We start from the raw sequence: 24,451 nt of genomic DNA on the forward strand, positions 1-24,451 counted from the left end.
GTATGCTCCTAGGCCATGATCTGTTCAAGTTGTTCGATGCACGGCCCCATCGGCGCCTCTTCCTTGGTGCCCTGGCACAGGAAGGCTTCGATGGGGGCGTGCAGCTGCACGGCGCGGTCGGTGACCGGGTCGGCGCCGGGCACGTAGGCGCCCAGCGGGATCAGGTCGCGCACGCGCGCATGGCGCGCCATCGACGCTTTCAGCGCGCGCGCCGCCTGCATGTGGGGGGGCGTGATCACCTGCGCCATGCAGCGGCTGATCGAGGCGGCGATATCGATGGCGGGGTAGTGGCCCCGCTCCGCCAGTTCGCGCGTAAGCACGATGTGGCCGTCGAGAATCGCGCGCGCCGTATCGACCACCGGGTCCTGCTGGTCGTCGCCTTCGGCCAGCACCGTGTAGATGGCGCTCATGCTGCCTTCCGGATGGGCGCCATTGCCGGCGCTTTCCACCAGTTGCGGCAGGTTCGAAAACACGGACGGCGGGTAGCCGCGCGTGGCCGGCGGCTCGCCCAGGGCCAGCGCCACTTCGCGCAAGGCCATGGCGTAGCGCGTCAGCGAGTCGACCAGCAGCAGCACGTGCTTGCCCTGGTCGCGGTAATGGGCGGCGATCGAATGGCACAGTTCGGTGGCCATGATGCGCATCAAGGGCGATTCGTCGGCCGGCGCGATCACCAGCACGGCCTTTTTCAAGCCTTCGGCGCCCAGCGATTTTTCCACGAATTCGCGCACTTCGCGGCCCCGCTCGCCGATCAGGCCGACGACGACGACATCGGCCACCGTCTGGCGCGTGATCAGACCCAGCAGCACGCTCTTGCCGACGCCGGAACCGGCCATCAGGCCCACGCGCTGGCCCTTGCCCAGGGTCAGCATGCTGTTGATGGCGCGCACGCCCACGTCCAGCGGCTCGACCACCGGTTGTTTCTTCAGGGGATTGATCTTCGGCGGCGTGACTTCCAGGATGTGTTCGCCGCCGAGGCGGCCCAGGTCGTCGATCGGCTCGCCCAGGCCATTGACCATGCGGCCCAGCCACGACGGGCCGATCTGCAGGCTGGCCTTGTCGGGCAGGGGCAGCACGCGCGCGCCCGTGGTCAGGCCCGTGGCCTTCTTGAACGGCATCAGATAGGAAAGTTTTTCGCGGAAACCGACGACTTGCGCATCGAGCCACTCGCCGCTGACAGTTTCAATTTGACAACGCTGGCCCGTGTGCAGGCGGCAGCCGGCGCTTTCCAGCAGCAGGCCGGAGGCGCCGACCAGGCGGCCGGTAGGGGTCGCGACCGGAATGTCGCCGATCTCGAAGCTGCGCAGCGTGTCGGCGATCATGCAGGCGCGCCGTGGTCTGCGTGTTCGGCGGCCAGCGCCAGATGGCTGCTGACCTGCTCCATGCAGGCCGACAGACGCTGATGGCAGCCGGCGTCGACTTCATTGTCGCCGGCCTTGATGCGGCATTCGCCCGCGTCGAGGCGCGCGTCGGCGATCAGGTTCCAGCGCTTGGCGCGCTTCGGATCGAGTTCGCTGATGCGTTTGAGTTCTTCCGGATTGAGGAAGACGTCGATTTCCTCGCGCGTGGGCGGCATCGAGGCCAGGGTCTCGTCGACCAGGGCCAGCAATTGCACCGGCTGCAGCGCCAGTTCCGCGCGGATCACCTGGCGCGCCACCTTGGCCACCAGGTCGACCACTTCCTTGCGCTGCGCTTCGCGGTAATCGGCGCGCACTTTTTTCAGGTCGCGCAAGATGGCGTCGACGGGGCGCGCCAGGCGGTCCAGCGCCACCAGGGTTTCATTGCGGCCTTCTTCGCGGCCCTGCGCCATGCCGTCGCTGCGTCCGGCGTCGTAGCCATCCTGCTGGCCTTGCACCAGGCCCACTTCGTAGCCGTCGCGCTGGCCCTGCTCGAAACCTTCCGAGACGGACGCCTGCCACTGGCCATCCGTGTCCTCGTTGGAGGCACGCTGGCCGGCGGCGATGAATTGCGACAGCGGCGGGAAACGATACGAGCGGAAGTGTTTCATTCGATCACCGCTTCAGCAAACAGTTGCACTTCGATCTCGCCCGCATCGGCGAGGCCCTTGACGGTGGCCATGATTTCCTGGCGCGTCTGTTCGATGCGCGACAGCGGCACGGGGCCGGAGCGGCGCATCATGTCTTCGAAGCTCTGCGCCTGGCGGCGCGGCATGGTTTTCAGCACGGCGTCGCGGATAGACGGTTCCGCACCCTTCAGTGCAATCGCCCACTGTTCCATCGGCACGTCTTCCAGGATGCGCGTGAGCGTGACATCGCTCTGCGTGGCCAGGATCAGGAAGTCGTACATGCTCAGTTCGATTTCCGACACGACGTCCGGGTCGTGCGCGCGCAGCAGCTCGACCAGCGCGGCGCGGTTGCCCGGCATGCGGTTGAGAATCTCGGCCGCCTGGCGGATGCCTTCCACGCTGGTGCTTTGCGTGTCGAGCGCGCCCAGGCAGCGGCCCACCAGTTCGTCGAGTTCGACCAGCAGGTCGCGGTCGATCTCGTCCAGGCGCGCCAGGTTCAGCAAGACCAGGTCGCGGCCTTCGACGGGCAGGGCGTCGAGGATCTGGCCGGCCAGCGCGGGCGGCAGGAAGGCCAGGAACACGGCCTGCATCTGCACGTGTTCGTTGACGATGTATTCGGCCAGCCATTTTGGCGAGGCCCATTGCAGGCGCGCCATTTTGGGGCGGATGGCGTCGCCGTAAATGTTGTTGAGCACGCTATTTGCGATATCGCTGCCCAGCGCCATGTCCAGCGAGCGCTTCAGGTAGCTGCGCGAAGCGCCATGCACGCCGCTTTGCTGGCGGTAGTCGTCGAAGAAGGTCTGCATCGCCGTTTTCACGGATTCGACCTTGATGCCGCTCATGCGCGACATCACCTGCGTGACTTCCAGCAATTCTTCACGCGACAGGCAGCGCAGCACATTGGCGGCCTGTTCTTCGCCGATGCTCAGCAGCACAATGGCGGCCTGTTCCACGGGGTTCAGGCTGGCGCTTTCGTATTCGGCGCCGTCGGAGGGATTATTGTTGTTGAGTTCGGCCATTTTTCTGCATCCATTGTTTGACGACTTCGGCGACACGCTCGGGTTCTTTTTCCGCCAGCACTTTCAGGTGGTCGACCATCACGTCGACCGCCGAGCCTGGTGGCGGCAAGTCATAATTTTCCAGCAGCGGCACGACCGGCATGGTGTTGCCGGCGGCGGCCTCGCCTTCGAGCGCCAGCGGGCTGCCATTCACGCCCAGGGCTGGCGCGCCGGCAACGGCCGCGCCATTGGCGCCGGCGGCGGCGCTGCCGCCGCCCAGCGCCAGGGCCGGATCGAGCTGTTTCAGTGCCGGCGGCGCCAGGCGCGTGGTCAACAGGCGCAGCAGCGGACGCAGGATCAGGAAGTAGCCGAGCACGGCGCCCAGGGCGTACAGCAGCCAGCTGCTGAAATCGACGACGGTGTCGCGCTCTTCCCACCACTGCGCCACGGGCGGCTTGGCCGGGAAGGCCAGCGCCGTCAGGCTCAGGCTGTCGCCGCGCTGAGCGTTGATGCCCAGGCCGCTGCTCAGCATTTTTTCAATATTGCCCAGTTCGGCTGGTGTCCAGCCCGTTTTCGGGTTCGGTGCGGCGGCGCTGTTGAGGACGACGGCGACGCTGAGTTTTTCCAGGCGGCCACGGCTGCGCTTGATCTGCGTGATGCTGCGGTCGTAGGCGTACTGGCGCGTGGTGGCGTTCTTGCGGGCCGTGCCGTCGTCGGACGGCTTCGGCGCGCCATCGGCGGGCGCGGCGCCGGCGGCGTCGGCCGGCGCCGGCACGGCGGCCGCCGGCGGGCGGTTCGACAGGCTGCCGGGAATGCCGGCCACGGTGCGGTTGCGCTCCTGCTCTTCGCGCATCGCTTCGCTCGTCACTTTCGGGGCTTCGCCGTATTTTTCCAGCGTTTCGTCCACGCGGTCGTTGTTCACGGCGGCCGTCACGCTGAGCTTGAAGTTGTCTTCGCCGATGACGGGACCCAGCAAGCCCGTGACGTTGCGGCGGATTTCATCCTGGAAGCGTTTCGCGCCTTCATTGCCGGCGGCCGACGCATCGAAGCCGTCCGTCAGGTCGACGTGCGAGGACAGCAGGTTGCCGCCCTGGTCGACCAGGCTCACGCGCGTGGGCGCCAGGCTGGCGACGCTGCCGGCCACCATGTTGATGACGGCGGCGATCTGTTCCGGCGCCAGGGTGCGGCCCGGTTTCAGCGCCACGACGATGGAGGCCGACGATTTGTCGCCGTCACTGGCGACAAACGACGTCGACTTGGCAATCGACAGATGGACGCGCGCCGAAGCGATCGCGTCCATCGTCATGATGCTTTGCGCCAGCTCGCCTTCCAGGCCGCGGCGGAAGCGCACGTCCTGCACGAATTGCGATACGCCCAGCGGGTCATTCTTGTCCATCAGTTCCAGGCCGGCCGGCAGCTGCGCCGTCACGCCCTTCGAGGCGAGCAGCATGCGCACCTTGCCCAGCATGGCGTCGGGCACCAGCACCTGGCCGCTGTCCGGATGCAAACGGTAGGGGATGTGCTCGGCGTCCAGGGTGGCCATCATGTCCGTCACGGCCACTTTTTCGCGCGCGCCAAACACCGGCTTGTAGTTGGCCTGGTCGCGCCAGGCATACATGGTCACCATGGCGGTGATGCCGATGGCCAGCACGACGATGGGAACCAGGTTTTTCAGCAGGGCGGGCGGGATGGCGGGCTGGGCGCCAAGGCGCCAGCGCGCAAATGCGGACTTCATGGGGGTAATCACTTGGGGTAACTTTCGCTGGGAGGCTGGGCGTGGATCAGGACGTGAAGATTACAGAGGCAGTTTGATGAGTTCGTCGACGGCGCCCATGACCTTGTTGCGCACTTGCATCAACATGGAGAAGGACAGGCTCGCTTCCTGGCTGGCCAGCATGGCGCCGACCATGTCGTCGCTCTTGCCGCTGTCGACGTCGCTCATTTTCTGCGCAGCCATGCGGTCGTCGCCGTTGACCTTGCCGATGGCGTCTTTCATGCTTTGCGCAAACGAGAAGCCGGATTGTTCCGGCGCGCCGAACTGGGCGGCCGGCGCGATGCTGGCGCCCAGGGCGCGCGCGTCATTGCTCAGTGCTGCCAGATCGGCCTTGATCAGACCTGCGAGTTCGTTGCTCATCTTGCCCTCTACTTTCAATATGCGGTGACGTATCAATCAGAAATTACTGGTGTTGCCATTCCGGCAGGCATTACATCCAATGCCATCTTGCCCGGCCCAATTGACAGAGCCCATCAGTGTTATCAGTTGCCACACCATCCGCTCAAGCAGATTCAAACAAACCCGGCAGACTCGCGCCGAATGATTTACATGGCCATGACAACTAATAATTATCTGATAAAAGTTTCTTCTGGTGGCAATAAGAGGGGCTGGAAACTGCCATAAAAACCGGAATCAGGTAAGCGGAATGGCGCACTGCAAATCACTTTTTTCTCGCTATAAGCTTACCTCGAGGCAACTATAAAGTAAAGAGAGGATTGCCTCAAGGAATATTGATACATGGCAATATTTTGCTTTTTCATGTATTGTTCAGCACCGTAGTCATCCAGCATGCGATACGATGCGCAATCGTTTGCTCGCCGGCCGGTTGGCAAGGCCAAGATGATGCTGTATTTAATTTCGGGCGATCCGTATAATTTGTTCTGCCACCGCAATACCGACATGACCACTACATGACAATCATTACCAAGACAGATCAAACTGTGCGCCATCAAGTCCTCGATTCCTGTCTGCTTGGACGTCCTGTCCATTTGCTGCATGTATTCGGCGCCCAGCTGCGCGACGACCTGGCCGTGGCCCTGCGCCAGCCGATGAGCCGGCGCTACTGGGGCAATTTCCAGATCGATGCCGTGACCTTGTCGCGCGTGGAGAGCGAGGACAGCGCGAATCGCTGGCTGAGTTTTTCCACGCCGGCTGGTCAGCCGGGTTTTGCGCTCGAACGGCAGATCCTCTTGAGCGTGCTGAACTATCGCTACGGTAGTGCCGGCGCCAAGGGCGCGCTGCCCGATCCGGCGCAAGTGCGCGTGACGGCCACGGAAGAGCGCCTCGCTGTGGTGCTGGGACAACAGTTGGTGAACAGTTTGTTCACGCGCATCCACAAGAATTTGCAAACCCTGGGCAAGAGCAGCGACATCGACACCAGTGCCGAGGTGGCCGTGCAGTCCGGCGTGCACCCGGCGCGCGGCAGCTGGATCGTCACCGTGTCGCTCAGCGACGTCGAGGCGGGGCAGAGCGGCCAGTTCTGGTTCTCGCTGGACAAGCGCCTGATGGCCGATGTGTTGCGCGGCCTGCTGCCCGAACGCGCGCAAGCGAAGAAAGCCTTGCGTGGCAGCGTGCGCCCGCTCGCTTCGCGCCTGCAAGTGACCCTGGAAGGCCGGCTCGTCAGCAAGCAGATGCAGCTGGGCGCCTTGTTCGACCTGCGCGTGGGCGACGTGATTCCCGTCAGTCTGAGCCGTACCGACGTCATGTTGGACGACTCCCGTTTATTTACAGCGGCTGTTTCCGAACACAAGGGCAAGCTCTGTTTAACCTCATTTGAAGATGTCGAATAATATGAATATGACCGATACCAACCAGAGCGAAACCCTGCTGGAAGACCTGGGCGATGACATGATCATCGACCAGGGCGACGTCTCCGAAGTGGCCAGCACCCGCGCGCGCCGCGACATTCCGCAGATGATGCGCAAGATTCCCGTCACCCTGACCCTGGAAGTGGGCTCGGCCCGCATTTCACTGGAAGAGTTGATGGCCATCGGCCCGGAAAGCGTGATCGAACTCGACATGCTGGCCGGCGAACCGCTGGTGATCAAGGTCAATGGCACGCCGATCGGCCGTGCCGAAGTGGTGGTGGCCGGCGAGAACTATGGCCTGAAAGTCATCGACCTCGACGGCCTCAATCTCGACCTGATGACAGCATGAAGCTGGCGGTACCCGGCTTGAGCCGGCGCCGCGGCGCGCTGGCTGCCGCGCTGGCTGTCCCTGTTCTGATGCTGTGCTGCAGCGCCGCCGGCGCACAGGACCTGCTCGCTGGCGTGGTGCCGGGCGCGAAGACCGACTTGTCGGTCAAGATGCAGATCCTCGTCGTCATGACGCTGCTCGGGCTGCTGCCCGTGATGGTCATGATGATGACCAGCTTTACCCGCTTCGTCATCGTGCTGTCCCTGCTGCGCCAGGCCCTGGGCCTGCAGCAGGGCTTGCCCAACCGTATCGTCACCGGCATCGCCCTGATCCTCACCTTGCTGGTCATGCGTCCCATCGGCGACCAGGTGTGGAAGGAAGCGTTCGTGCCCTACGACCGCGACCAGATCGGCATGCAGGAAGCGCTGAAGATCGCCGAAGTGCCGATTTCGCGCTTCATGCTGGCGCAGACGAGCAAGGCCGCGCTGGCGCAGATCGCGCACCTGGCCGGCGAACCGTCGACCATGCGTCCGCAAGACCACAGTTTCACGGTCAAGCTGGCCGCATTCGTGTTGTCCGAACTCAAGACAGCGTTCCAGATCGGCTGCATGCTGTTCATCCCCTTCCTCATCATCGATCTGGTGGTGGCGTCCGTGCTGATGGCCATGGGTATGATGATGCTCTCGCCGCTCGTCATCTCGCTGCCGTTCAAGCTGCTGCTGTTCGTGCTGGTCGACGGCTGGACGCTGACCGTCAACACCTTAGTTACCAGCATACAGGGCTATTGACCGATGTTTACCCCTGAAGTCGCCGTCGACCTGATCATCGAAGCGCTGCATGTCGTCATGCTGCTGGTGGTGATTCTGGTCGTGCCGGGTTTGCTCATGGGCTTGCTGGTCGCGCTGGTGCAGGCGGCCACCTCGATCAATGAACAGACCATGAGTTTCCTGCCGCGCCTGCTGGTCACCCTGCTGGCCCTGATCCTGGCCGGACGCTGGATGGCCGGTTACCTGATGGATTATTGCGTGTCCATTTTTCAGCGCGCCGCCACCCTGGTCGGATAGCGCCGCGCGCCATGGATCAGATTTTCAATCAGGTGCTGCCGTTTCTGCTGGCCGTGTGGTGGCCGTTCTGCCGCATCCTGGCCATGCTCAGCGCTTCGCCCGTAATCGGCGACGCCATGGTGCCCGTCCCCGTGCGGGTGCTGCTGTCGCTGGTGCTGGCGATCCTGATGCTGCCCGTCATGCAGGCGTCGGGCGTGTCGCAGGACTTGTTGAAGATCGATCCGTTTTCCCTGCACGCCCTCGTCGCCACCCTGGAGCAGGCCATCATCGGCTTCGTCCTGGGCCTGGCTTTCCACTTCGCCATGTCGGTCATGTCGGTGCTTGGCTACCTCGTGTCGAGCCAGGTGGGCTTTTCCATGGCCGTCATGAACGATCCGCTCAACGGCACCTCGTCGGACGTGATCACGGGGATGCTCACCATCATGTGCATGATCGTGTTTTTCGCCATCGATGGCCACCTCGTGCTGACGGGCGTGATCGGCGCCAGTTTCAAGGCCTGGCCCGTGGGGCAGGGCTACGGACCGCTGCTGCTGCAGACGGTGGCGTATAACGTGGCGTGGATTTTCGCCGCCGCCATGCTGCTGGCCTTGCCCATCGTCTTTTCCACCATGGTGGTGCAACTGGGCTTTGGCTTCCTGAACCGCGTGGCGCCGTCGCTGAACCTGTTTTCGCTGGGCTTTTCCATGATTACCATGTTCGGGCTGCTGATGCTGGGGCAGATCGTGCGCTTTATCCCGGAGCACTACATTGCCATGACGAACCGCGTGCTCGACATGATCGCCGAACAGATGCGGGTGGCCCATGGCGGATAGCAGCACGGGCGACAAGACAGAAAAGGCTTCAGCACAGAAGCTGAAGAAATCGCGCCAGGAAGGGCAGGTGGTGCGTTCGCGCGACCTGTCGACGGCGCTGGGCATTTTGATCAGCATGAAGGTCTTCATTTACCTGCTGCCCGGCTATCTGGTGAGCTTTCGCGAGCTGTTCGCCATGGCATTCATGCCGCTCGACAGCAAGGGCGCGCTGGACAATGCCATGTCGATGGCGTTTACGACTTCCGTGAGCTTGCTGATCAAGATGATCGTGCCGCTGTTCTGCGTGCCCTTGTTTGTCGTGCTCGGCTCATTGGTCCCTGGCGGCTGGGTCATCAGCACGAAGAACTGGATGCCGAAGATGGAGCGCCTGAGTCCGGCCAAGAACCTGGGCCGCCTGGTGTCGCCCAAGCATGGCTTTGAATTCGGCTTGTCGATCGCCAAGGCCGCCGTGCTGGGCATGGTGCTCGTGCACGTGAGCCGCTCCAGCCTGACGCAGTACGTGGATCTGCAACACCGGCCCCTGCAGCAAGCCATGCTCGACGGCTCGGCGCTGATGCTCGACGGCCTGATGGCGCTCATTTCCGTCTTCGTGCTGTTTGCCATCATCGATGTGCCGGCGCAGGCGTTTTTCTTTGCCCGCAACCAGCGCATGAGCAAGCAGGACGTCAAGGAAGAACATAAAAGCAGCGAAGGGCGGCCCGAAGTGCGCCAGCGCATCCGCCAGCTGCAGCAGCAGATCGGCCGGCGCAGCGTGCGCAAGACCGTGCCCGACGCCGACGTGGTGATCGTCAACCCCGAGCATTACGCCGTCGCGCTCAAGTATGATCAGGACCGCGCCGAGGCGCCGTTTGTCGTGGCCAAGGGCGTCGACGAGATGGCGCTGTATATCCGCCAGGTGGCGAAGGAACACAACATCGAAACGCTGGAGTTGCCGCCGCTGGCGCGCGCCATCTACAACACCAGCCAGGTGCAGCAGCAGATTCCCGTGCAGCTGTACCAGGCCGTGTCGCAGGTGCTCAACTACATCCTGCAGCTGAAAGCATTCCGTACTGGGCAGCGCGCCGCCCAGCCCCCATTTCCCACCGAGGTGGTCGTGCCATCTCATTTGAGCGAGGTAGTACCTTCATGAATTTCCTGAACCGGTTGGTTGCCGAAATGCGCCGCCACAAGTTCGCCACGCCGCTGTTCCTGCTGGTGATCCTGGCGATGATCATCTTGCCGCTGCCGCCCGTGCTGCTCGATATCTTGTTCACTTTCAATATCGTGCTGGCACTGATCGTCATCCTCGTCAGCGTCTCGGCCAAGCGGCCGCTCGACTTCTCCGTCTTCCCGACGGTGATCCTGGCCACCACCATGCTCAGGCTGACTCTGAACGTGGCGTCCACGCGCGTGGTGCTGCTGCACGGCCATACGGGCGCGGACGCGGCCGGTAAGGTGATCGAGGCGTTTGGTAACGTCGTGATCGGAGGTAACTTCGTCGTCGGTATCGTGGTCTTCGTGATCTTGATGATCATCAACTTCGCCGTTGTCACCAAGGGCGCCGAGCGCATCTCGGAAGTGTCGGCGCGCTTTACCCTCGATGCCTTGCCGGGCAAGCAGATGGCGATCGACGCCGACCTGAACGCCGGCCTGATCAACCAGGAAAAAGCCCAGATCCGGCGCAAGGACGTGGCCGCCGAAGCCGATTTCTATGGCGCCATGGACGGCGCGTCGAAGTTCGTGCGCGGCGACGCCGTCGCCAGTATCCTGATCCTGATCATCAACATGGTGGGCGGCGTGGCCATCGGCTCGCTGATGCACGACCTGTCGTTCGGCGACGCCTTCCGCCAGTACGCACTGCTGACCATCGGCGATGGCCTGGTGGCGCAGATTCCGGCGCTGCTGCTGTCGGCCGCGGCCGCCATCCTGGTGACCCGTATCAGCGATTCGGGCGATTTCGAGCAGCAGGTGGCGGGCCAGGTGCTGACCTCGCCAACGGTGATCTACAGCGCGGCCGGCATGATGGTGGCGCTGGCCCTGATTCCGGGCATGCCGTGGTTCATGTTCATGACCTTTGCCGCCGTGCTGGCCTTTGTTGCCTGGCGCTTGACCAAGCGCGTGAAGGGACCCGATGCGGCCGGCATGGCGGCCATCGAGGCAGCCTTGCGCGACGACAAGCCTGCCGAACTGGAGTGGCAGCAGCTGCCCGCCGTGCAGCCGCTGATGGTGATGCTCGGCTACAAGCTGGTCGGCATGGTGGATAAAACCCAGGGCGAACCGTTGACCAAGCGCGTCAAGGGCGTGCGCCAGAGCCTGTCCGAGGCGATGGGTTTGCTGCTGCCGAACATCGGCGTGCGCGACGACCTGGCGCTGAAGCCGTCGCAGTACGCGATCGTGCTGTCAGGCACCGTGGTGGCGCAGGCGGAGGTGCAGGCCGACCGGCTGATGGCGATCCCCTCGCCGAACGTATATGGCCAGCTCGACGGCATTCCCGGCATCGAACCGGCCTACGGCATGCCCGTCACGTGGATCGAGCCGAGTGAAAAGGCGCATGCGCTGGGCCTCGGTTACCAGGTCATCGAGGCGCCGAGCGTGATCGCCACGCACTTGTCGAAAATGGTGCGCGAATACCTGCCGGAGCTGTTTCGCCACGAAGATGTCTCGAACCTGATGGAGCGCCTGACGGCCCTGTCGCCGAAGCTGGCCGGCGCGCTGGACAAGGCGCTGACGCACACGCAGATGCTGCGCGTGTTCCGTGTCTTGTTGGCGGAAAATGTGTCACTGAAGGATATCGTGCCCATCGCCACCACCTTGCTCGACAGTTCGGAAACGACCAAGGATCCGATCCTGCTGGCGGCCGAGGTGCGTTGCGCGCTGCGGCGCCAGATCGTCAGCGGCCTGTTCGGCCAGAAGATGGAAATGCAGGCGTTTAATCTGGGCGGCGAGCTGGAAAACATGCTGCTCGGCTCCCTGAACCAGGCGCGCCAGTCGGGCAAGGTGACGCTCGATAACTATCCGATCGACCCGCATCTGCTGTCGCAGCTGCAAGTGAACATGCCGGTGGCGCGCGAGCAGATGAAGCAGCAGGCCACGCCGCCGCTGTTGCTGGTGCTGCCGCAGATCCGTCCGCTGCTGGCCCGCTACGCGCGCCTGTTCGCGCCTGGCCTGCACGTGCTGTCATACAACGAAATCCCGGAAAACCGCGAAGTGAGCATCATCGGCACGGTGGGGTAAGCGGTGGAGTAAAAAGAAAAACGGCGCTGCGGGCGCCGTTTTTTTTGTGTTGCCTCAATCCTGTTGCCTCAATCCTGCTCGTCGATGGGCGGCAGCAGGTCGTGCTCCTGGCCGTCGGCCAGCAGCAGCACGGTGCGGCCTTGCACCGTGTCTTCGTCGTCGCCATAGTCGTAACCGAGCGGCGCCGCCACTTCCTTCGAGGTGACGATGGTTTCCTCTTCGGCCGCGTCCGCGGGGGCCGCAGGTGCGTCGGGATCGGCCGCCGCTTCCGCTTCCGGCTGCGTCAGCAGCAGGGCCACTTCGGCCATGGCGCGGAACAGGGCCAGCGACAGCGAGGCGGCGCCCGCCTGCATCGGGTAGTTGCCGTGTATGCGCTGTGCATGCAGCTGGCGGTTCAGGCGGCAGCGCACCAGGCGCAGGCCGGCGCGCCGCACGGCGTCGGCGATCTCGGGCAGGGCCAGGCGCAGATGGCGCAGCGCCGCTTCCTCGTCGGCGGCCAGTTCCAGCAGCACGCCGTCGCCGGACGGCTCCATCTGGATCACGACCCGGCCGACGCCGATGATGATCAGTTCGACGCGCAGCGCCACCTTGCCGCGCCGTCTCGGTGTCGCTTCTTCATCTTCGTCGCTGGCCAGCACGCGCAGCAGCAGGCGCTGGCCGCCCCAGCCATACACGGCAAAGCGCCACGCTTCGCTGTCGACCGTCAGGGGCGGACGGACGCCTTCGCGCAGCAGCGCCGGTTGTTGCTCGGCCATGAACAGATTGCCCGGCACGTGCTGGCCGCGCGCCTGTTCCTGCAGGGCCGCATATTGTTCGCCATAGGTCCTGACCATCACGCGCCACGAGGCGGCCAGCTGCGCCGCGTCGGGCGGCTGCCAGACGAGCTGGCGCGTGAAGAACAGCTGATTGACCTGCATGGCGCTGCTGTCGCGCGGCAAGGCGCCGCCCGTGCCATCGGCATTGGGCTTGATGAGGGACGCCAGGCTGTCCTGGCCCTGCTGCTGCAGCTGGGCGGGCAGAGTACCGGCGTCGGGCGCGGGCGCCATGTAGGGCCCGATCGGCACCAGCGGCTGCACCACGCCCGGCACCATCGGCGTCGCGGGGCTGACGTCGAAGCGCTGGGTAATCAGAGGCACCGGATTGCCCGATGAAATGCGGTCTATCGCCATGCCACTATGTCCAGATGAAAGTCTATAAGAGCCGGTGAGTCAGGCGGTATCAGCCATCATGGCTGCAACAGGGACAGTATCATTTTCTGCATGCTCTGGCTTTGCTTGAGCATCGCCGTGCTTGCCTGCAGCAACATTTGTGCCGACACCATGTTGGCGCTCTCCGCCGCGTAATCGACATCCATGATGCGGCCGATGGCGGCCTTGGTATTGGTGACCATGTTGGCCAGGTTGTTGTGCACGTGGTCGAGGCGGTTGGCCGCCGCGCCCAGGGCCGAGCGCACGCCGCCGACCTGGTCGAGCGCCGCCGCCAGCTGGTCGATCATGTTGTTGGCGCTGCCATTCGTGCCGATTTCGCTGCCGGCCGTGCCGCTGGCGGCAAAGTTGGCCGAAATGGCTTTCAGCAAGGTGTCCAGGCCGCCCATCTTGCCTGACACGTCGAACTGCATGGTTTCGCTGCTGCTGGCGCCGATCTGGAAGGTCATCGCCTCCGACAAGGTGCCCTTGCCGGCACTGCCGTTGCCCAGCAGCAGGCCGCCGCCGTAGGAGGTGTTGGTCATGACGTTGTACAGCTCGAGCCCCAGCGCATCGTATTCGGACTGCATGGCGTCGCGGTCGGTCTGGTTGGATGAAGCGTCGGCCGCCTGCGTGGCCAGGTCTTTCATGCGCACCAGCATGTCGGTGACTTCGCCAAACGCGCCTTCGGCCGTCTGCAGCATCGAGGTGCTGTTCTGCGTGTTGCGCATGGCCACCGTCATGCCGCTGACCTGGGCACTGAGGCGCGTGGCAATCTGCAAGCCGGCGGCGTCGTCCATGGCCGAGTTGATGCGAAAGCCGGTGGACAGGCGCTGCATCGACGTCGCCAGCCGGCTTTGCGCACTGGCGGCGGCGCTTTGGGCGTACATTGCGGCGATATTGGTGTGAATGCTCAGCACAAGGCGGCTCCGGTGGGCGGTGAGGGTGAATCGGGTCTACCTTGTATAGGCGACTGCGCCGCCCGCATTGTTAAATCGAAAGGCAATATAGTAAAATAAATACGTTTCGCGCATAAAAAAAGCCAGACCGCAGTCTGGCTTGGCGTTGCTGGCCGCAAGCGGCCCGGCAAAGATTATTGCAGCAAGGACATGACCATCGAGGACATGCTGTTGCTTTGTTTCAGCATCGCGGTGCCGGCTTGCAGCAGCATTTGCGACGAGGTCATGTTCGAGCTTTCGGTGGCGAAGTCGACGTCCATGATGCGGCCGGTAGCGGCCTTGGTGTTGGTGGCGATGTTCGACAGGTTGCTGTTGACGTGGTCGAGGCGGTTGGCGGCGGCGCCCAGGGAGGAGCGGATCGTGCCGACATTGTCGATGGCATTTTTCAGCAGGTCGATCGTGGCGTTTGCCGTGCCGGTCAGTTCCGTGCCGACGCCGGCGCTGGTTGCCTTGAAGTTGTTGGCGGACAGGCCTTTCAGCGCGCCGTCCAGCGTGACCATGCCTGCTTGCACGGTGAAGTCCATGGTTTCCGACTTGGCGGCGCCGATCTGGAAGGTCATCTTGGCTTCCGACAGGGTGCCCTTGCCGGTCGTGCCGTCGCCCAGCAGATTCTGGCCGCCGAACGTGGTATTGGTCATCACGTTGTACAGTTCCAGGCCCAGCGCGTCGTATTCGGCTTGCATGGCGGTCTTGTCGGCCGTGTTCGACGAAGCATCGGCAGCTTGCGTGGCCAGGTCTTTCATGCGCACCAGCATGTTGGTGACTTCGCCGAACGCGCCTTCAGCCGTTTGCAGCATCGAAGTGCTGTTTTGCGTGTTGCTCATGGCGACCGTCATGCCGCTGGTCTGTGCTTTCAGGCGGGTAGCGATCTGCAGGCCGGCAGCGTCGTCCATTGCCGAGTTGATGCGGTAGCCGGTCGACAGGCGGGTCATCGAGGTCGACAGTTGCGATTGGGTCTTGGCGATCGAGTTCTGTGCGGACAGCGATGCGTTGTTGGTGTGAAGGCTCAGCATTGTATTGCTCCTGGTAAGTGAATTCGTCGAGCGGCAGGTAATTTCTTGCCCTCACCCCTACAAGGCGACAGGGGAGCGCCTTTCATTAAATTCCACATGGAAATTTTTTATCTGGCGCGCCGCCATGAAAAAAAGCCCCGGCAATCGCTTGCCGGGGCTTTCATGTGGCGCGCGGCGCCGGTGATTATTGCAGCAAGGACATGACCATCGAGGACATGCTGTTGCTTTGTTTCAGCATCGCGGTGCCGGCTTGCAGCAGCATTTGCGACGACGTCATGTTCGAGCTTTCGGTGGCGAAGTCGACGTCCATGATGCGGCCGGTAGCGGCCTTGGTGTTGGTCGAGATGTTCGACAGGTTGCTGTTGACGTGGTCGAGGCGGTTGGCGGCGGCGCCCAGTGCCGAACGTACCACGCCGATGCTGTCGATGGCCGAAACCAGGCTGCCGATGGCGGCGTTGGCGCTGGCGGTCAGTTCGGTGCCCAGGCCGGCGGCGCCGAAGTTGGCGCTGGCCGAACCCAGTGCGGCCGTGACGCTGCCCATCGAGGTGGACAGGTTGATGCTCATCGTTTCCGACTTCGCGGCGCCGATCTGGAACGTCATGGCGCTGGCGATGGTGCCGCCGGTCAGCAGAGCTTGGCCGCCGAACGTGGTGTTTTTCATCACGTTGGACAATTCCAGGCCCAATGCGTCGTATTCTGCTTGCATGGCGTCTTTGTCGGCCGTGTTCGATGAAGCATCGGCAGCTTGCGTGGCCAGATCTTTCATGCGCACCAGCATGTTGGTGACTTCACCGAACGCGCCTTCAGCCGTTTGCAGCATCGAGGTGCTGTTTTGCGTGTTGCTCATGGCGACCGTCATGCCGCTGGTCTGTGCTTTCAGGCGGGTGGCGATCTGCAGGCCGGCAGCGTCGTCCATTGCCGAGTTGATGCGGTAGCCAGTCGACAGGCGGGTCATCGAGGTCGACAGTTGCGATTGCGTTTTGGCGATCGAGTTTTGTGCGGACAGCGATGCGTTGTTGGTGTGAAGGCTCAGCATTGTATTGCTCCTGGTAAGTGAATTCGTCGAGCGGCAGGTAATTTCTTGCCCTCACCCCTACAAGGCGACAGGGGAGCGCCTTTCATTAAATTCCACATGGAAATTTTTTATCTGGCGCGCCGCCATGAAAAAAAGCCCCGGCAATCGTTTGCCGGGGCTTTCATGTGGCGCGAGGCGCCGGTGATTATTGCAGCAAGGACATGACCATCGAGGACATGCTGTTGCTTTGTTTCAGCATCGCGGTGCCGGCTTGCAGCAGCATCTGCGACGAGGTCATGTTCGAGCTTTCGGTGGCGAAGTCGACGTCCATGATGCGGCCGGTAGCGGCCTTGGTGTTGGTCGAGATGTTCGACAGGTTGCTGTTGACGTGGTCGAGGCGGTTGGCGGCGGCGCCCAGTGCCGAACGTACCACGCCGATGCTGTCGATGGCCGAAACCAGGCTGCCGATGGCCGTGTTGGCCAGGGTTTTCAGTTCGGTGCCGCCAGCGGTGCCGGCGAAGTTGGCGGTGGCCGAACCCAGTGCGGTGGCGACGCTGCCCATCGAGGTGGACAGGTTGATGGTCATCGTTTCCGATTTCGCGGCGCCGATCTGGAACGTCATGGCGCTGGCGATGGTGCCGCCGGTCAGCAGAGCTTGGCCGCCGAACGTGGTGTTGTTCATCACGTTGGACAATTCCAGGCCCAGTGCGTCGTACTCGGCTTGCATGGCGTCCTTGTCGGCCGTGTTCGACGAAGCATCGGCAGCTTGCGTGGCCAGATCTTTCATGCGCACCAGCATGTTGGTGACTTCACCGAACGCGCCTTCAGCCGTTTGCAGCATCGAGGTGCTGTTTTGCGTGTTGCTCATGGCGACCGTCATGCCGCTGGTCTGTGCTTTCAGGCGGGTAGCGATCTGCAGGCCGGCAGCGTCGTCCATTGCCGAGTTGATGCGGTAGCCGGTCGACAGGCGGGTCATCGAGGTCGACAGTTGCGATTGGGTCTTGGCGATCGAGTTTTGTGCGGACAGCGATGCGTTATTGGTGTGAAGGCTCAGCATTGTATTGCTCCTGTAGGATATATTCAGCGAGACGCGCTATTTTTCTGCTCTCACAAGCACAAGGCGGCTATTTCTGCTTATGTATTAAATGCTACATGGAAATATTTTTTATCTGGCCGCTGGCCTGCGATGATTTTTTATTGCCATGGAAATTATGATTAAAAATATACTTTTAACTATTTTTCACGGCATCCCGCGCGCGCAATTGCTCTTCCGCAATTAACAGCCCCTGGTCGCGGCTTTTGATACGCTTCGCCGGTGTGCCCGCATAGATTCCCCACGCCGGCAGGGACTTGGTGACCAGGCTGAGCGCGCCCACGGCGACGCCTTCGCCAAGCTGCGCGCCGGGCAGCACCACGCTGCCCGAGCCGATGATGACGTGCCTGCCCAGGTGGACGGCGCCGCTTTTGCAGTTTGTAAATTCCGCCGGCACGGTGGGGTTGGTCATGCTCGCTCCGCTGTAGTCATCGGTCTTGCTGTACAGGCGCACGCCCTGCGACAAGCCGGCGTAGTCTTCCAGCGTGATGCCGGCGCCGCCGGAGAGAAAGCAGCCGCCGCCAATGTGAACGTAGCTGCCGATGCGGATATGGCCACCTGCCGCCACCAGCGTGCTGTAGCCATCGATGCGCACGTTGTTGCCGATGGCGATATTGTCGATGCCGATGATGACGCAGTTCCTGGCGATGCGCACGTTGTGGCCGAGGCTGCGAAACCCCGCGCCGTGCAAGTCTTCTTCGGTGTAATAGCCGGGATTGAAAAGTTCAGACATGGTCATCCTTGTGCGGGTGTGCGGCGCCGGTGCCGGCTTCCAGGTGGCGGCGCTTGCTTTCTGCCAGTTCGGCAATGATGCGCAGCGCCTCGCCGTCGTCGGCCGTCATGTTTTGCAGGAAATGCGCATTATTCTCGCGTATCCAGCTCAGCGGCAGTTCCCACCAGGCCAGCGCCAGCAGGGCTGCGCGCAATTCCTCGCTGAAGCGGAAGCGCAGCAGCCGCGCCGGCGTCCCTGCGTAAACGCCGTAGGGTTCACTGCGGAAATTGGGCGGCACCAGCGTGCGCGCACCGATGACGCAGCCATTCTCGATGACCGCGCCGCCCAATATCATCGCCTCGTCGCCGATCCACACATCGTTCTTGATGACCGTATCGGCATATTGGGGAATCGGGCTGTTTTCCAGGCCCATGCCGCCCAATGCCAGAAGATACGTGGAAATGGTGCGCATGTCGTGCTGGCCGTTGAGGATGAAGCGCAGATTCGCGCCGCCGGAAACGTAGCGCCCGATTTGCAGGTGCTGCGCGGTCGAATCGTATTTGGCTTGCGAACCGATGCCGATGCCGGAACAGCGGCCAATGGTAAATTGCCCGAAGTCCGGCTCATTGCCCAGCCAGTTACGGAAAAAGCCATGCGGTATCAGGGTCTGGCCGCCGTTCTTGTAGGACAGCACGGTAAATTGTGCCGCCCAGCGATGGTCGTCGATGGTGCCGAAAAAGTCGGTGTCTGTGGAAATATTCATGGAGTCAGGCCGGCCTGTGCATGCCGCTCGACGATGTCGCAGATGGCATCGACCTGATCGAGGCCCAGGCCGGGATAGATGGGCAGGCAGATGATTTGCCGCGATGCCTGCAGCGCGTTCGGCAGATTGCTGTGGGCGGCGGTCGGCATGCTGCGGTACATGGGGAAGTCGCTGATGAGCGGATAGAAATAGCGGCGCGCATAGATATTCTCGTCCCGCAGCAGATGGAACAGTGCGTCGCGGCTGGTGCCGTAGGCTTCCTTGACGAGTATGGGAAAGTAGGAATGGTTGGCCGATTCTTCCTCTCCCGCCGGCAGGCAGTCGATGCCGGCGATGGCCGCCAGCCGTTCCCGGTAGCGGCCATCGATGGCGCGCCGCTGCAGGCGAGCCGCATCGATGCCCTTCAATTGCAGGAGGCCGAATGCGGCGTTGATCTCGCTCATCTTGCCGTTGATGCCGGGTGCCACCACCGTCACTTCGTCGACGAAGCCGAAATTTTTCAGATGGTCGATGCGTTGCTTGGTCTTGGCGTCGGGGCAGACGATCGCGCCCCCTTCAAAGGTATTGAAAATCTTGGTGGCGTGAAAACTCAGCACGGACAGGTCGCCGCAATTGAGCACGCTGCTGCCCTTGTGCCGCACGCCGAACGCATGCGCCGCGTCGTAGATGACTTTCAAGCCATAGTTGTCGGCGATCTTTTCGATGCGTTCCACGTCGCAGGGACGGCCATAGCAGTGCACCGGCATGATGGCGGTGGTGTGCGGCGTGATGGCTGCCTCGATCCTGGCGGGATCCATATTCAGGCTCAGCGGGTCGATATCGACAAAAATGGGCTTGATGCCATTCCACAGCAGCGAATGGGCGGTGGCGACGAAGGAATAGGGCGTGGTGATCACTTCGCCGGTGATGCGCAGCGCCTGCAGGGCCGTGATCAGCGCCAGCGTGCCATTGGTAAACAGGCAGATGTGCTTGACGCCCAGATAGTCGCACAGCGCCTGTTCCAGTTGCTGGTGGAACGGGCCGCCGTTGGTGAGGATTTTGTTTTCCCAGATTTCTTCCAGATACGGCAGGAAATCTTGCAAATCCGGCATGAGCGGCTGCGTGACGTAAATGGGCTTCTTGGCGCTCATGACTGCACCGCCTGCTTGCTGGCGTCGTCGGGCGCAATGGCAAACGATGCGGGCGGCAAGCCGCCGCACCAGCGCTGCCACATGGTGCGGAAAGCCTGTTCCATATTGTGGGCGATGGCCCGGGAGTCGGCCAATGCCGACACTTGCATGCGGTTGCGCAAGTCTGCGCGCAGGACGGCCAGTTGCATGATGTTGTTAGACAAGAATATTCCTTTCCGGACGAAATCGTCGTCGTCGGTCGCGATGAAGGCGTCGAGACCCACATGCTGCAAGATGCAGGCGCCGGCATGGCTCGGTACGCTCGTACCCTTGAGCGTCAGCGTCGGCACGCCCATCCACAGCGCGTGCAGCGTGGTGGTGCCGCCCGTGTACGGGAAGGTGTCGAGGCAAAGGTCGATTTGCTGGTGCAGGGCCAGATAGCCGCCCAGGTGGGTGCGGCCGTGGAAGGTCAGGCGGTCGGCGGCGATGCCTTCCTGCGCGAACCAGGCTTGCAAGGTGGCGATGTCGCTGTCCTTTTGCATGGCTGCCAGATGCATTTTCGCTTCGGGCAGGGCCCGCAGCAGTTTTGCCCAGCGGGCGATGACGCCTGGATTGAGCTTGCTGAGCCGATTGAAGCTGCCGAAGGTCAGGTAGCCGTTGCCCAGCGCGGGCGCGCGGACCAGCTCCGGGGAGTCCGACGATGGCAGGAAGGGCACGCTGGCGGGCAGCAGCACGACTTTTTCCGTGAAGTACTTTTCATCGACGTCGAATTGCGGGTCCGTCAGGTAGTAATCCATGGTTTTCAGGCCCGTTGTGCCGGGATAGGCGATCCAGCTGACCTGAATCGGCGCCAGTTTGCGGCCAAAGGCCGTCAGGCGGTTGAAGGCCGTATGGCTGGACAGGTCGACCAGGATGTCGATGCCGTCTTCGCGGATCTTTTCCTGCAAGTTGCTGTCGCTCACCTCGATGATGTTTTGCCAATGCGGGAAATAGCCGCGCAGGCGCTGCGTGACGGCGTCTTCCAGCGTATTGTTGTAATAGGCATACAGGCTCAGGCCGGGGCTGGCGCTCAGGTGCGCGATCACGGGCACGACGAAATTGGACACCACGTGCGAATTGAAGTCGCCCGAGACAAAGCCGACCCTGATGCGCCGCGCGGGATCGTTGTCGTTGTGGAAACCTTGGCCTTCCGCTGTCCCGGCCGTGGACGGGCGGTCGAAGGCGTCGCCGAAGCGGCAATGTTCCTCAAACAGGCGTTGGGCGTCGATGTCGATGCTATGGCTGAGGCAAAACAGCAGACCGCTGTGGCTTTCCGGAATATGCGGCGCCACCGTCCGTGCGCGATAGCCGCTGGCGATGGCTTCCTCCAGGTGGCCTTCGGCATGGAGTAGCGAGCACAGGTTGATTTCCGCCGCTGCGTAGCCGGGCTTGATTTCCAGGGCGCGCTGGAACGCGGCCAGCGCTTCCTTGCTTTTGCCCATGGTGCGCATGACATTACCTAAATGAAAGTGCAATTCTTCATCATCTGGTTCGGATTCCATGGCCGTGTTGAGGCACGTCAATACATCCTGATACTGTTTCAGCGCCAGGTAGGCGGCGACCAGATTGTTCCGTGCCGCCCGGTAATCGGGTTTGATTTGCAGCGCGCGCTGGAAGCTGCGCACGGCGTCCTGCACATTTTTGTTTTCGTGCAGCGCCTGGCCGAGCCGGTTGTGCGCTTCGGCGTCGTCGGGCAATGCAAGGGTGGCGGCGCGGAAGCTGTCGGCAGCGGCGCCAAACTGTTTCTGGCGCAGCAGCGCATTGCCCATGTTAAATGCCGCCAGCGCGTAGTCCGGCTTCAAGGCAAGGGCGCGGCGGTAGCTCGCCACGGCCTCGTCCAGCCGGTTTTCCGCCTGGAGCAGGTTGCCCAGGTTACAGTGCGCCTCGGCGAACGCCGGCTCGATTTCCAGCGCCCGCAGGTAGCAGTCGCGGGCTGCATCGAGTTTTCCGGCCGTTTGCCAGGCATTGCCCAGGTGGCCATGCGCCTGCGCATCGTGCGGCGTCAGTTCCACCGTCCGCTGCAGCGTGGCGAGGGCATCCTTGCCTTGCAGCTGCAGGGCCGTGCCCAGCACACTCCAGCCGAATGGCGAGTCGGGATAGCTTGCCAGCAATTGCCGGCAGGCCGCTTCCATCTGCGCATGCTGGCCTGCCTGGTACAGCTGTACGATGTGGTCCATTTCCGGCTGCGACGGCGACAGGGCCGCCAGCGCGACGGCTTCCTGCGCCTGCCGGCGCAGCGCTTGCGAAGCATCATTGTCCAGTCCGCGGCCGATGGCGGTGTCGACGATGTCGAGCGCTTCGTCGGGCTGTCCCGCCTGCAGCAATCCCTGCGCATAGGACAGCCAGAACTGGCCTTCGTCCGGGGCGACGGACAGCGCCTTGCGCAAATACGGCAGGCCGGCCACGTGCTGGCCTACTTGCCCGGCCAGCAAGCCCAGGTTATGGTTGGCGATGGCATGATAGGGATGGGCCTGCAGGATCGACAGGTAAATCTCTTCCGCCTCGGCAAAACGCCCTGCCTGGTGTTCAGCGATGGCTTGCTGTAATTCGGTGTCGGGGGAGACTGCGGGAGGGAGGGTCGGGTGCATGGGCTGAGGCTGGCAGAAATGTTTAGCAACGGGAATTGTAACTGGTGACAGTGCCCGTGAGAAACTTTCCGAGGGGAATTTGTTGGCGCACGCCGCGCGAATGCGCACTTGCTGTTGCAGTTGGTCCAAAGTGCGGGCAATTCTGATCCTTCCGACAAAAAAACAGCGCACTGCCGGATGGGAGTGCGCTGTTCTGGCCGATTTTCAGCCGGTGCCGCGGAACCTTGCGATTACATATTCGGATAGTTCGGCCCGCCGCCGCCTTCCGGTGTCACCCACACGATGTTTTGCGTCGGGTCCTTGATGTCGCAGGTTTTACAGTGCACGCAGTTTTGCGCATTGATCTGCAGGCGTTCGGCGCCGTCGTCGTTCTTCACGAATTCGTACACGCCGGCGGGACAGTAACGCGCCTCCGGACCCGCATACGTGGCCAGGTTGACGTCGACGGGCACGCTGGCGTTCTTCAACGTCAGGTGGATCGGCTGGTCTTCCGCGTGGTTCGTGTTCGAGATGAACACGGACGACATCTTGTCGAAAGTCAGCTTGCCATCCGGTTTCGGATACACGATCGGTGTCGACTGGGCCGCCGGTTTCAGGCATTCGTGGTCGCCATGCGAATGGTGCAGGGTCCACGGCGCCTTGCCGCGGAAGATCAGCTGGTCGATGCCCGTCATCAGGCTGCCCAGGTACAAACCTTTCGACAGCCATGGCTTGACGTTGCGCGCCACGTGCAGTTCTTCATGCAGCCACGATTGTTCAAAGGCGACGGGGTAGCTCGTCAGTTCGTCGTGCTGGCGCTGTTCGCCCAGCGCGCCGAAGGCCGCATCCGCCGCCAGCATGCCGCTCTTGATGGCCGCGTGGCTGCCCTTGATGCGGCTCATGTTCAAAAAGCCCGCATCGCAGCCGATCAGCGCGCCGCCGGCAAACACCAGTTTCGGCAGCGATTGCAGGCCGCCGGCCGCAATCGCCCGCGCGCCGTACGAGATGCGCTTGCCGCCTTCGAAGAACTTGCGGATTTCCGGATGCGTCTTGTAGCGCTGGAATTCCTCGTACGGCGACAGGTACGGGTTTTCGTAGTTCAGGCCGACCACATACCCCACCATCACCTGGTTGTTTTCCAGGTGATACAGGAAGGAGCCGCCGTAGGTCTTCGTGTCCAGCGGCCAGCCGCTCGAGTGGATCACCAGGCCCGGCTTGTGCTGGGCCGGGTCGATTTCCCACAATTCCTTGATGCCGATGCCATACGATTGCGGATCCTTGCCGGCATTCAAGTCATACCTGGCCATCAATTGCTTGCCCAGGTGGCCGCGCGCGCCTTCGGCGAACAGGGTGTACTTGGCGTGCAACTCCATGCCCAGCTGGAAATCGGGACCGGGCTGGCCGTCGCGCTTGACGCCCATGTTGCCGGTCGCCACGCCTTTCACGGAGCCGTCGTCGTTGTAGAGGATTTCCGCGGCAGGGAAGCCCGGGAAGATTTCCACGCCCAGGTTTTCCGCCTGCTGGCCCATCCAGCGCACCACATTGCCCAGCGAGACGATGTAGTTGCCGTGGTTTTCAAAGCAGGCCGGCACGGCGAAGCCTGGCGTTTTATAGGCTTTCGTTTCGGTCAGGAACAGGATGCGGTCTTCCGTCACTGCCGTGTTCAGGGGCGCGCCCAGTTCTTTCCAGTTAGGAATCAGTTCCGTCAGCGCTTTCGGGTCCATGATGGCGCCCGACAGGATATGCGCGCCCAGTTCGCCGCCTTTTTCCAGCACGCAGACAGACACTTCCTGGCTCTTTTCAGCGGCCAGCTGCTTCAGGCGGATCGCCGCGGCCAGGCCTGCGGGGCCACCGCCGACGATCACCACGTCATACTCCATGGTTTCGCGCGGTCCGTACTGTTCAACTAAGTTATTAGGCTGTGTCATGGTCTCGATTTATAGTCACTCAATTAGGTAGCAAGGATAGGGATTAAAG

The 24,451-nt window shown here is 62.5% G+C and carries 22 protein-coding genes; 7 read left to right on the forward strand and 15 right to left on the reverse strand.

From position 1 onward, the window contains the following. Nucleotides 1–8 precede the first annotated feature (8 nt). From fliI to fliE, 5 genes are read right to left on the reverse strand one after another with little or no spacing between them, the layout of a single operon-like run. Nucleotides 9–1,319 (reverse strand): flagellar protein export ATPase FliI, encoded by a 1,311-nt coding sequence (fliI, locus tag ACQ4W4_RS18280; protein WP_436543192.1) that lies wholly within the window; start codon nucleotides 1,317–1,319, stop codon nucleotides 9–11. After that, nucleotides 1,316–2,005: a flagellar assembly protein FliH gene (gene fliH / locus ACQ4W4_RS18285; RefSeq protein ID WP_070219799.1), complete on the reverse strand. Its 690-nt coding sequence runs from the start codon at nucleotides 2,003–2,005 to the stop codon at nucleotides 1,316–1,318. The genes fliI and fliH overlap by 4 nt, the downstream gene beginning before the upstream one ends. Then, nucleotides 2,002–3,042, reverse strand: a complete 1,041-nt coding sequence (locus ACQ4W4_RS18290; RefSeq protein WP_436543193.1) for a flagellar motor switch protein FliG — start codon at nucleotides 3,040–3,042, stop codon at nucleotides 2,002–2,004. The genes fliH and ACQ4W4_RS18290 overlap by 4 nt, the downstream gene beginning before the upstream one ends. Continuing rightward, the gene (gene fliF, locus ACQ4W4_RS18295) at nucleotides 3,020–4,756 is read right to left on the reverse strand and encodes a flagellar basal-body MS-ring/collar protein FliF (protein WP_436543194.1); all 1,737 of its coding nucleotides are present in this window, start codon (nucleotides 4,754–4,756) and stop codon (nucleotides 3,020–3,022) included. The genes ACQ4W4_RS18290 and fliF overlap by 23 nt, the downstream gene beginning before the upstream one ends. Before the next feature lie 60 nt (nucleotides 4,757–4,816). Continuing rightward, nucleotides 4,817–5,155 carry a flagellar hook-basal body complex protein FliE gene (gene fliE, locus ACQ4W4_RS18300; protein ID WP_034787870.1) on the reverse strand — a complete coding sequence of 113 codons (339 nt, stop codon included), beginning with the start codon at nucleotides 5,153–5,155 and terminating at the stop codon, nucleotides 4,817–4,819. A 629-nt stretch (nucleotides 5,156–5,784) separates the two neighbouring features. On the opposite strand from fliE, the gene ACQ4W4_RS18305 reads away from it, so the two are divergent. Genes ACQ4W4_RS18305 through ACQ4W4_RS18335 form a run of 7 tightly spaced genes read left to right on the forward strand, consistent with a single transcriptional unit; the run spans nucleotide 5,785 to nucleotide 12,020 of the window. Continuing rightward, a complete protein-coding gene (locus ACQ4W4_RS18305) occupies nucleotides 5,785–6,585 on the forward strand; it encodes a FliM/FliN family flagellar motor switch protein (RefSeq protein WP_099411529.1) in 801 nt (266 codons plus the stop codon). Between the two features lies 1 nt (nucleotide 6,586). Then, on the forward strand, nucleotides 6,587–6,952 hold the full coding sequence (locus ACQ4W4_RS18310) for a FliM/FliN family flagellar motor switch protein (RefSeq protein ID WP_436543195.1): 366 nt from the start codon (nucleotides 6,587–6,589) through the stop codon (nucleotides 6,950–6,952). Further along, complete coding sequence (gene fliP / locus ACQ4W4_RS18315) at nucleotides 6,949–7,719, forward strand: flagellar type III secretion system pore protein FliP (RefSeq protein ID WP_230518671.1); 771 nt, start codon at nucleotides 6,949–6,951, stop codon at nucleotides 7,717–7,719. The genes ACQ4W4_RS18310 and fliP overlap by 4 nt, the downstream gene beginning before the upstream one ends. A gap of 3 nt (nucleotides 7,720–7,722) precedes the next feature. Further along, complete coding sequence (locus tag ACQ4W4_RS18320) at nucleotides 7,723–7,995, forward strand: flagellar biosynthetic protein FliQ (RefSeq protein WP_034757874.1); 273 nt, start codon at nucleotides 7,723–7,725, stop codon at nucleotides 7,993–7,995. A gap of 11 nt (nucleotides 7,996–8,006) precedes the next feature. Beyond that, nucleotides 8,007–8,807 (forward strand): flagellar biosynthetic protein FliR, encoded by an 801-nt coding sequence (locus ACQ4W4_RS18325; protein WP_230505569.1) that lies wholly within the window; start codon nucleotides 8,007–8,009, stop codon nucleotides 8,805–8,807. After that, entirely contained in the window at nucleotides 8,797–9,936 is a 1,140-nt protein-coding gene (gene flhB, locus ACQ4W4_RS18330; RefSeq protein WP_436543196.1) for a flagellar type III secretion system protein FlhB, read from the forward strand. The genes ACQ4W4_RS18325 and flhB overlap by 11 nt, the downstream gene beginning before the upstream one ends. After that, on the forward strand, nucleotides 9,933–12,020 hold the full coding sequence (locus ACQ4W4_RS18335; RefSeq protein ID WP_070220038.1) for a flagellar biosynthesis protein FlhA: 2,088 nt from the start codon (nucleotides 9,933–9,935) through the stop codon (nucleotides 12,018–12,020). The genes flhB and ACQ4W4_RS18335 overlap by 4 nt, the downstream gene beginning before the upstream one ends. A gap of 68 nt (nucleotides 12,021–12,088) precedes the next feature. On the opposite strand, the gene ACQ4W4_RS18340 is transcribed toward ACQ4W4_RS18335, so the two are convergent. The 10 genes from ACQ4W4_RS18340 to ACQ4W4_RS18385 form a co-directional block, all read right to left on the reverse strand. Next, nucleotides 12,089–13,189, reverse strand: a complete 1,101-nt coding sequence (locus ACQ4W4_RS18340) for a hypothetical protein (protein WP_436543197.1) — start codon at nucleotides 13,187–13,189, stop codon at nucleotides 12,089–12,091. Between the two features lie 56 nt (nucleotides 13,190–13,245). Continuing rightward, nucleotides 13,246–14,124, reverse strand: coding sequence for a flagellin N-terminal helical domain-containing protein (locus ACQ4W4_RS18345; RefSeq protein WP_099664379.1), 879 nt, complete (start codon nucleotides 14,122–14,124; stop codon nucleotides 13,246–13,248). Between the two features lie 173 nt (nucleotides 14,125–14,297). Continuing rightward, nucleotides 14,298–15,176, reverse strand: coding sequence for a flagellin N-terminal helical domain-containing protein (locus ACQ4W4_RS18350; protein WP_077403203.1), 879 nt, complete (start codon nucleotides 15,174–15,176; stop codon nucleotides 14,298–14,300). Between the two features lie 184 nt (nucleotides 15,177–15,360). Next, a complete protein-coding gene (locus tag ACQ4W4_RS18355; RefSeq protein ID WP_099411527.1) occupies nucleotides 15,361–16,212 on the reverse strand; it encodes a flagellin N-terminal helical domain-containing protein in 852 nt (283 codons plus the stop codon). Nucleotides 16,213–16,396: 184 nt separating this feature from the next. Next, nucleotides 16,397–17,248 (reverse strand): flagellin N-terminal helical domain-containing protein, encoded by an 852-nt coding sequence (locus ACQ4W4_RS18360; RefSeq protein WP_099411526.1) that lies wholly within the window; start codon nucleotides 17,246–17,248, stop codon nucleotides 16,397–16,399. 172 nt (nucleotides 17,249–17,420) lie between these two features. Further along, nucleotides 17,421–18,017 carry an acyltransferase gene (locus ACQ4W4_RS18365; RefSeq protein ID WP_436543198.1) on the reverse strand — a complete coding sequence of 199 codons (597 nt, stop codon included), beginning with the start codon at nucleotides 18,015–18,017 and terminating at the stop codon, nucleotides 17,421–17,423. Next, nucleotides 18,010–18,759 (reverse strand): LbetaH domain-containing protein, encoded by a 750-nt coding sequence (locus ACQ4W4_RS18370; protein WP_436543199.1) that lies wholly within the window; start codon nucleotides 18,757–18,759, stop codon nucleotides 18,010–18,012. Before ACQ4W4_RS18370 ends, ACQ4W4_RS18365 begins: the two co-directional genes overlap by 8 nt. Further along, nucleotides 18,756–19,889 carry a DegT/DnrJ/EryC1/StrS family aminotransferase gene (locus ACQ4W4_RS18375; RefSeq protein WP_436543200.1) on the reverse strand — a complete coding sequence of 378 codons (1,134 nt, stop codon included), beginning with the start codon at nucleotides 19,887–19,889 and terminating at the stop codon, nucleotides 18,756–18,758. Before ACQ4W4_RS18375 ends, ACQ4W4_RS18370 begins: the two co-directional genes overlap by 4 nt. Continuing rightward, complete coding sequence (locus ACQ4W4_RS18380) at nucleotides 19,886–22,495, reverse strand: tetratricopeptide repeat protein (protein WP_436543201.1); 2,610 nt, start codon at nucleotides 22,493–22,495, stop codon at nucleotides 19,886–19,888. The genes ACQ4W4_RS18375 and ACQ4W4_RS18380 overlap by 4 nt, the downstream gene beginning before the upstream one ends. A gap of 230 nt (nucleotides 22,496–22,725) precedes the next feature. Further along, nucleotides 22,726–24,402 (reverse strand): electron transfer flavoprotein-ubiquinone oxidoreductase, encoded by a 1,677-nt coding sequence (locus ACQ4W4_RS18385; RefSeq protein ID WP_436543202.1) that lies wholly within the window; start codon nucleotides 24,400–24,402, stop codon nucleotides 22,726–22,728. Nucleotides 24,403–24,451: the final 49 nt, after the last annotated feature.

The sequence above is a fragment of the Janthinobacterium glycogeni genome (assembly GCF_051380725.1).
Classification (GTDB): domain Bacteria; phylum Pseudomonadota; class Gammaproteobacteria; order Burkholderiales; family Burkholderiaceae_D; genus Janthinobacterium.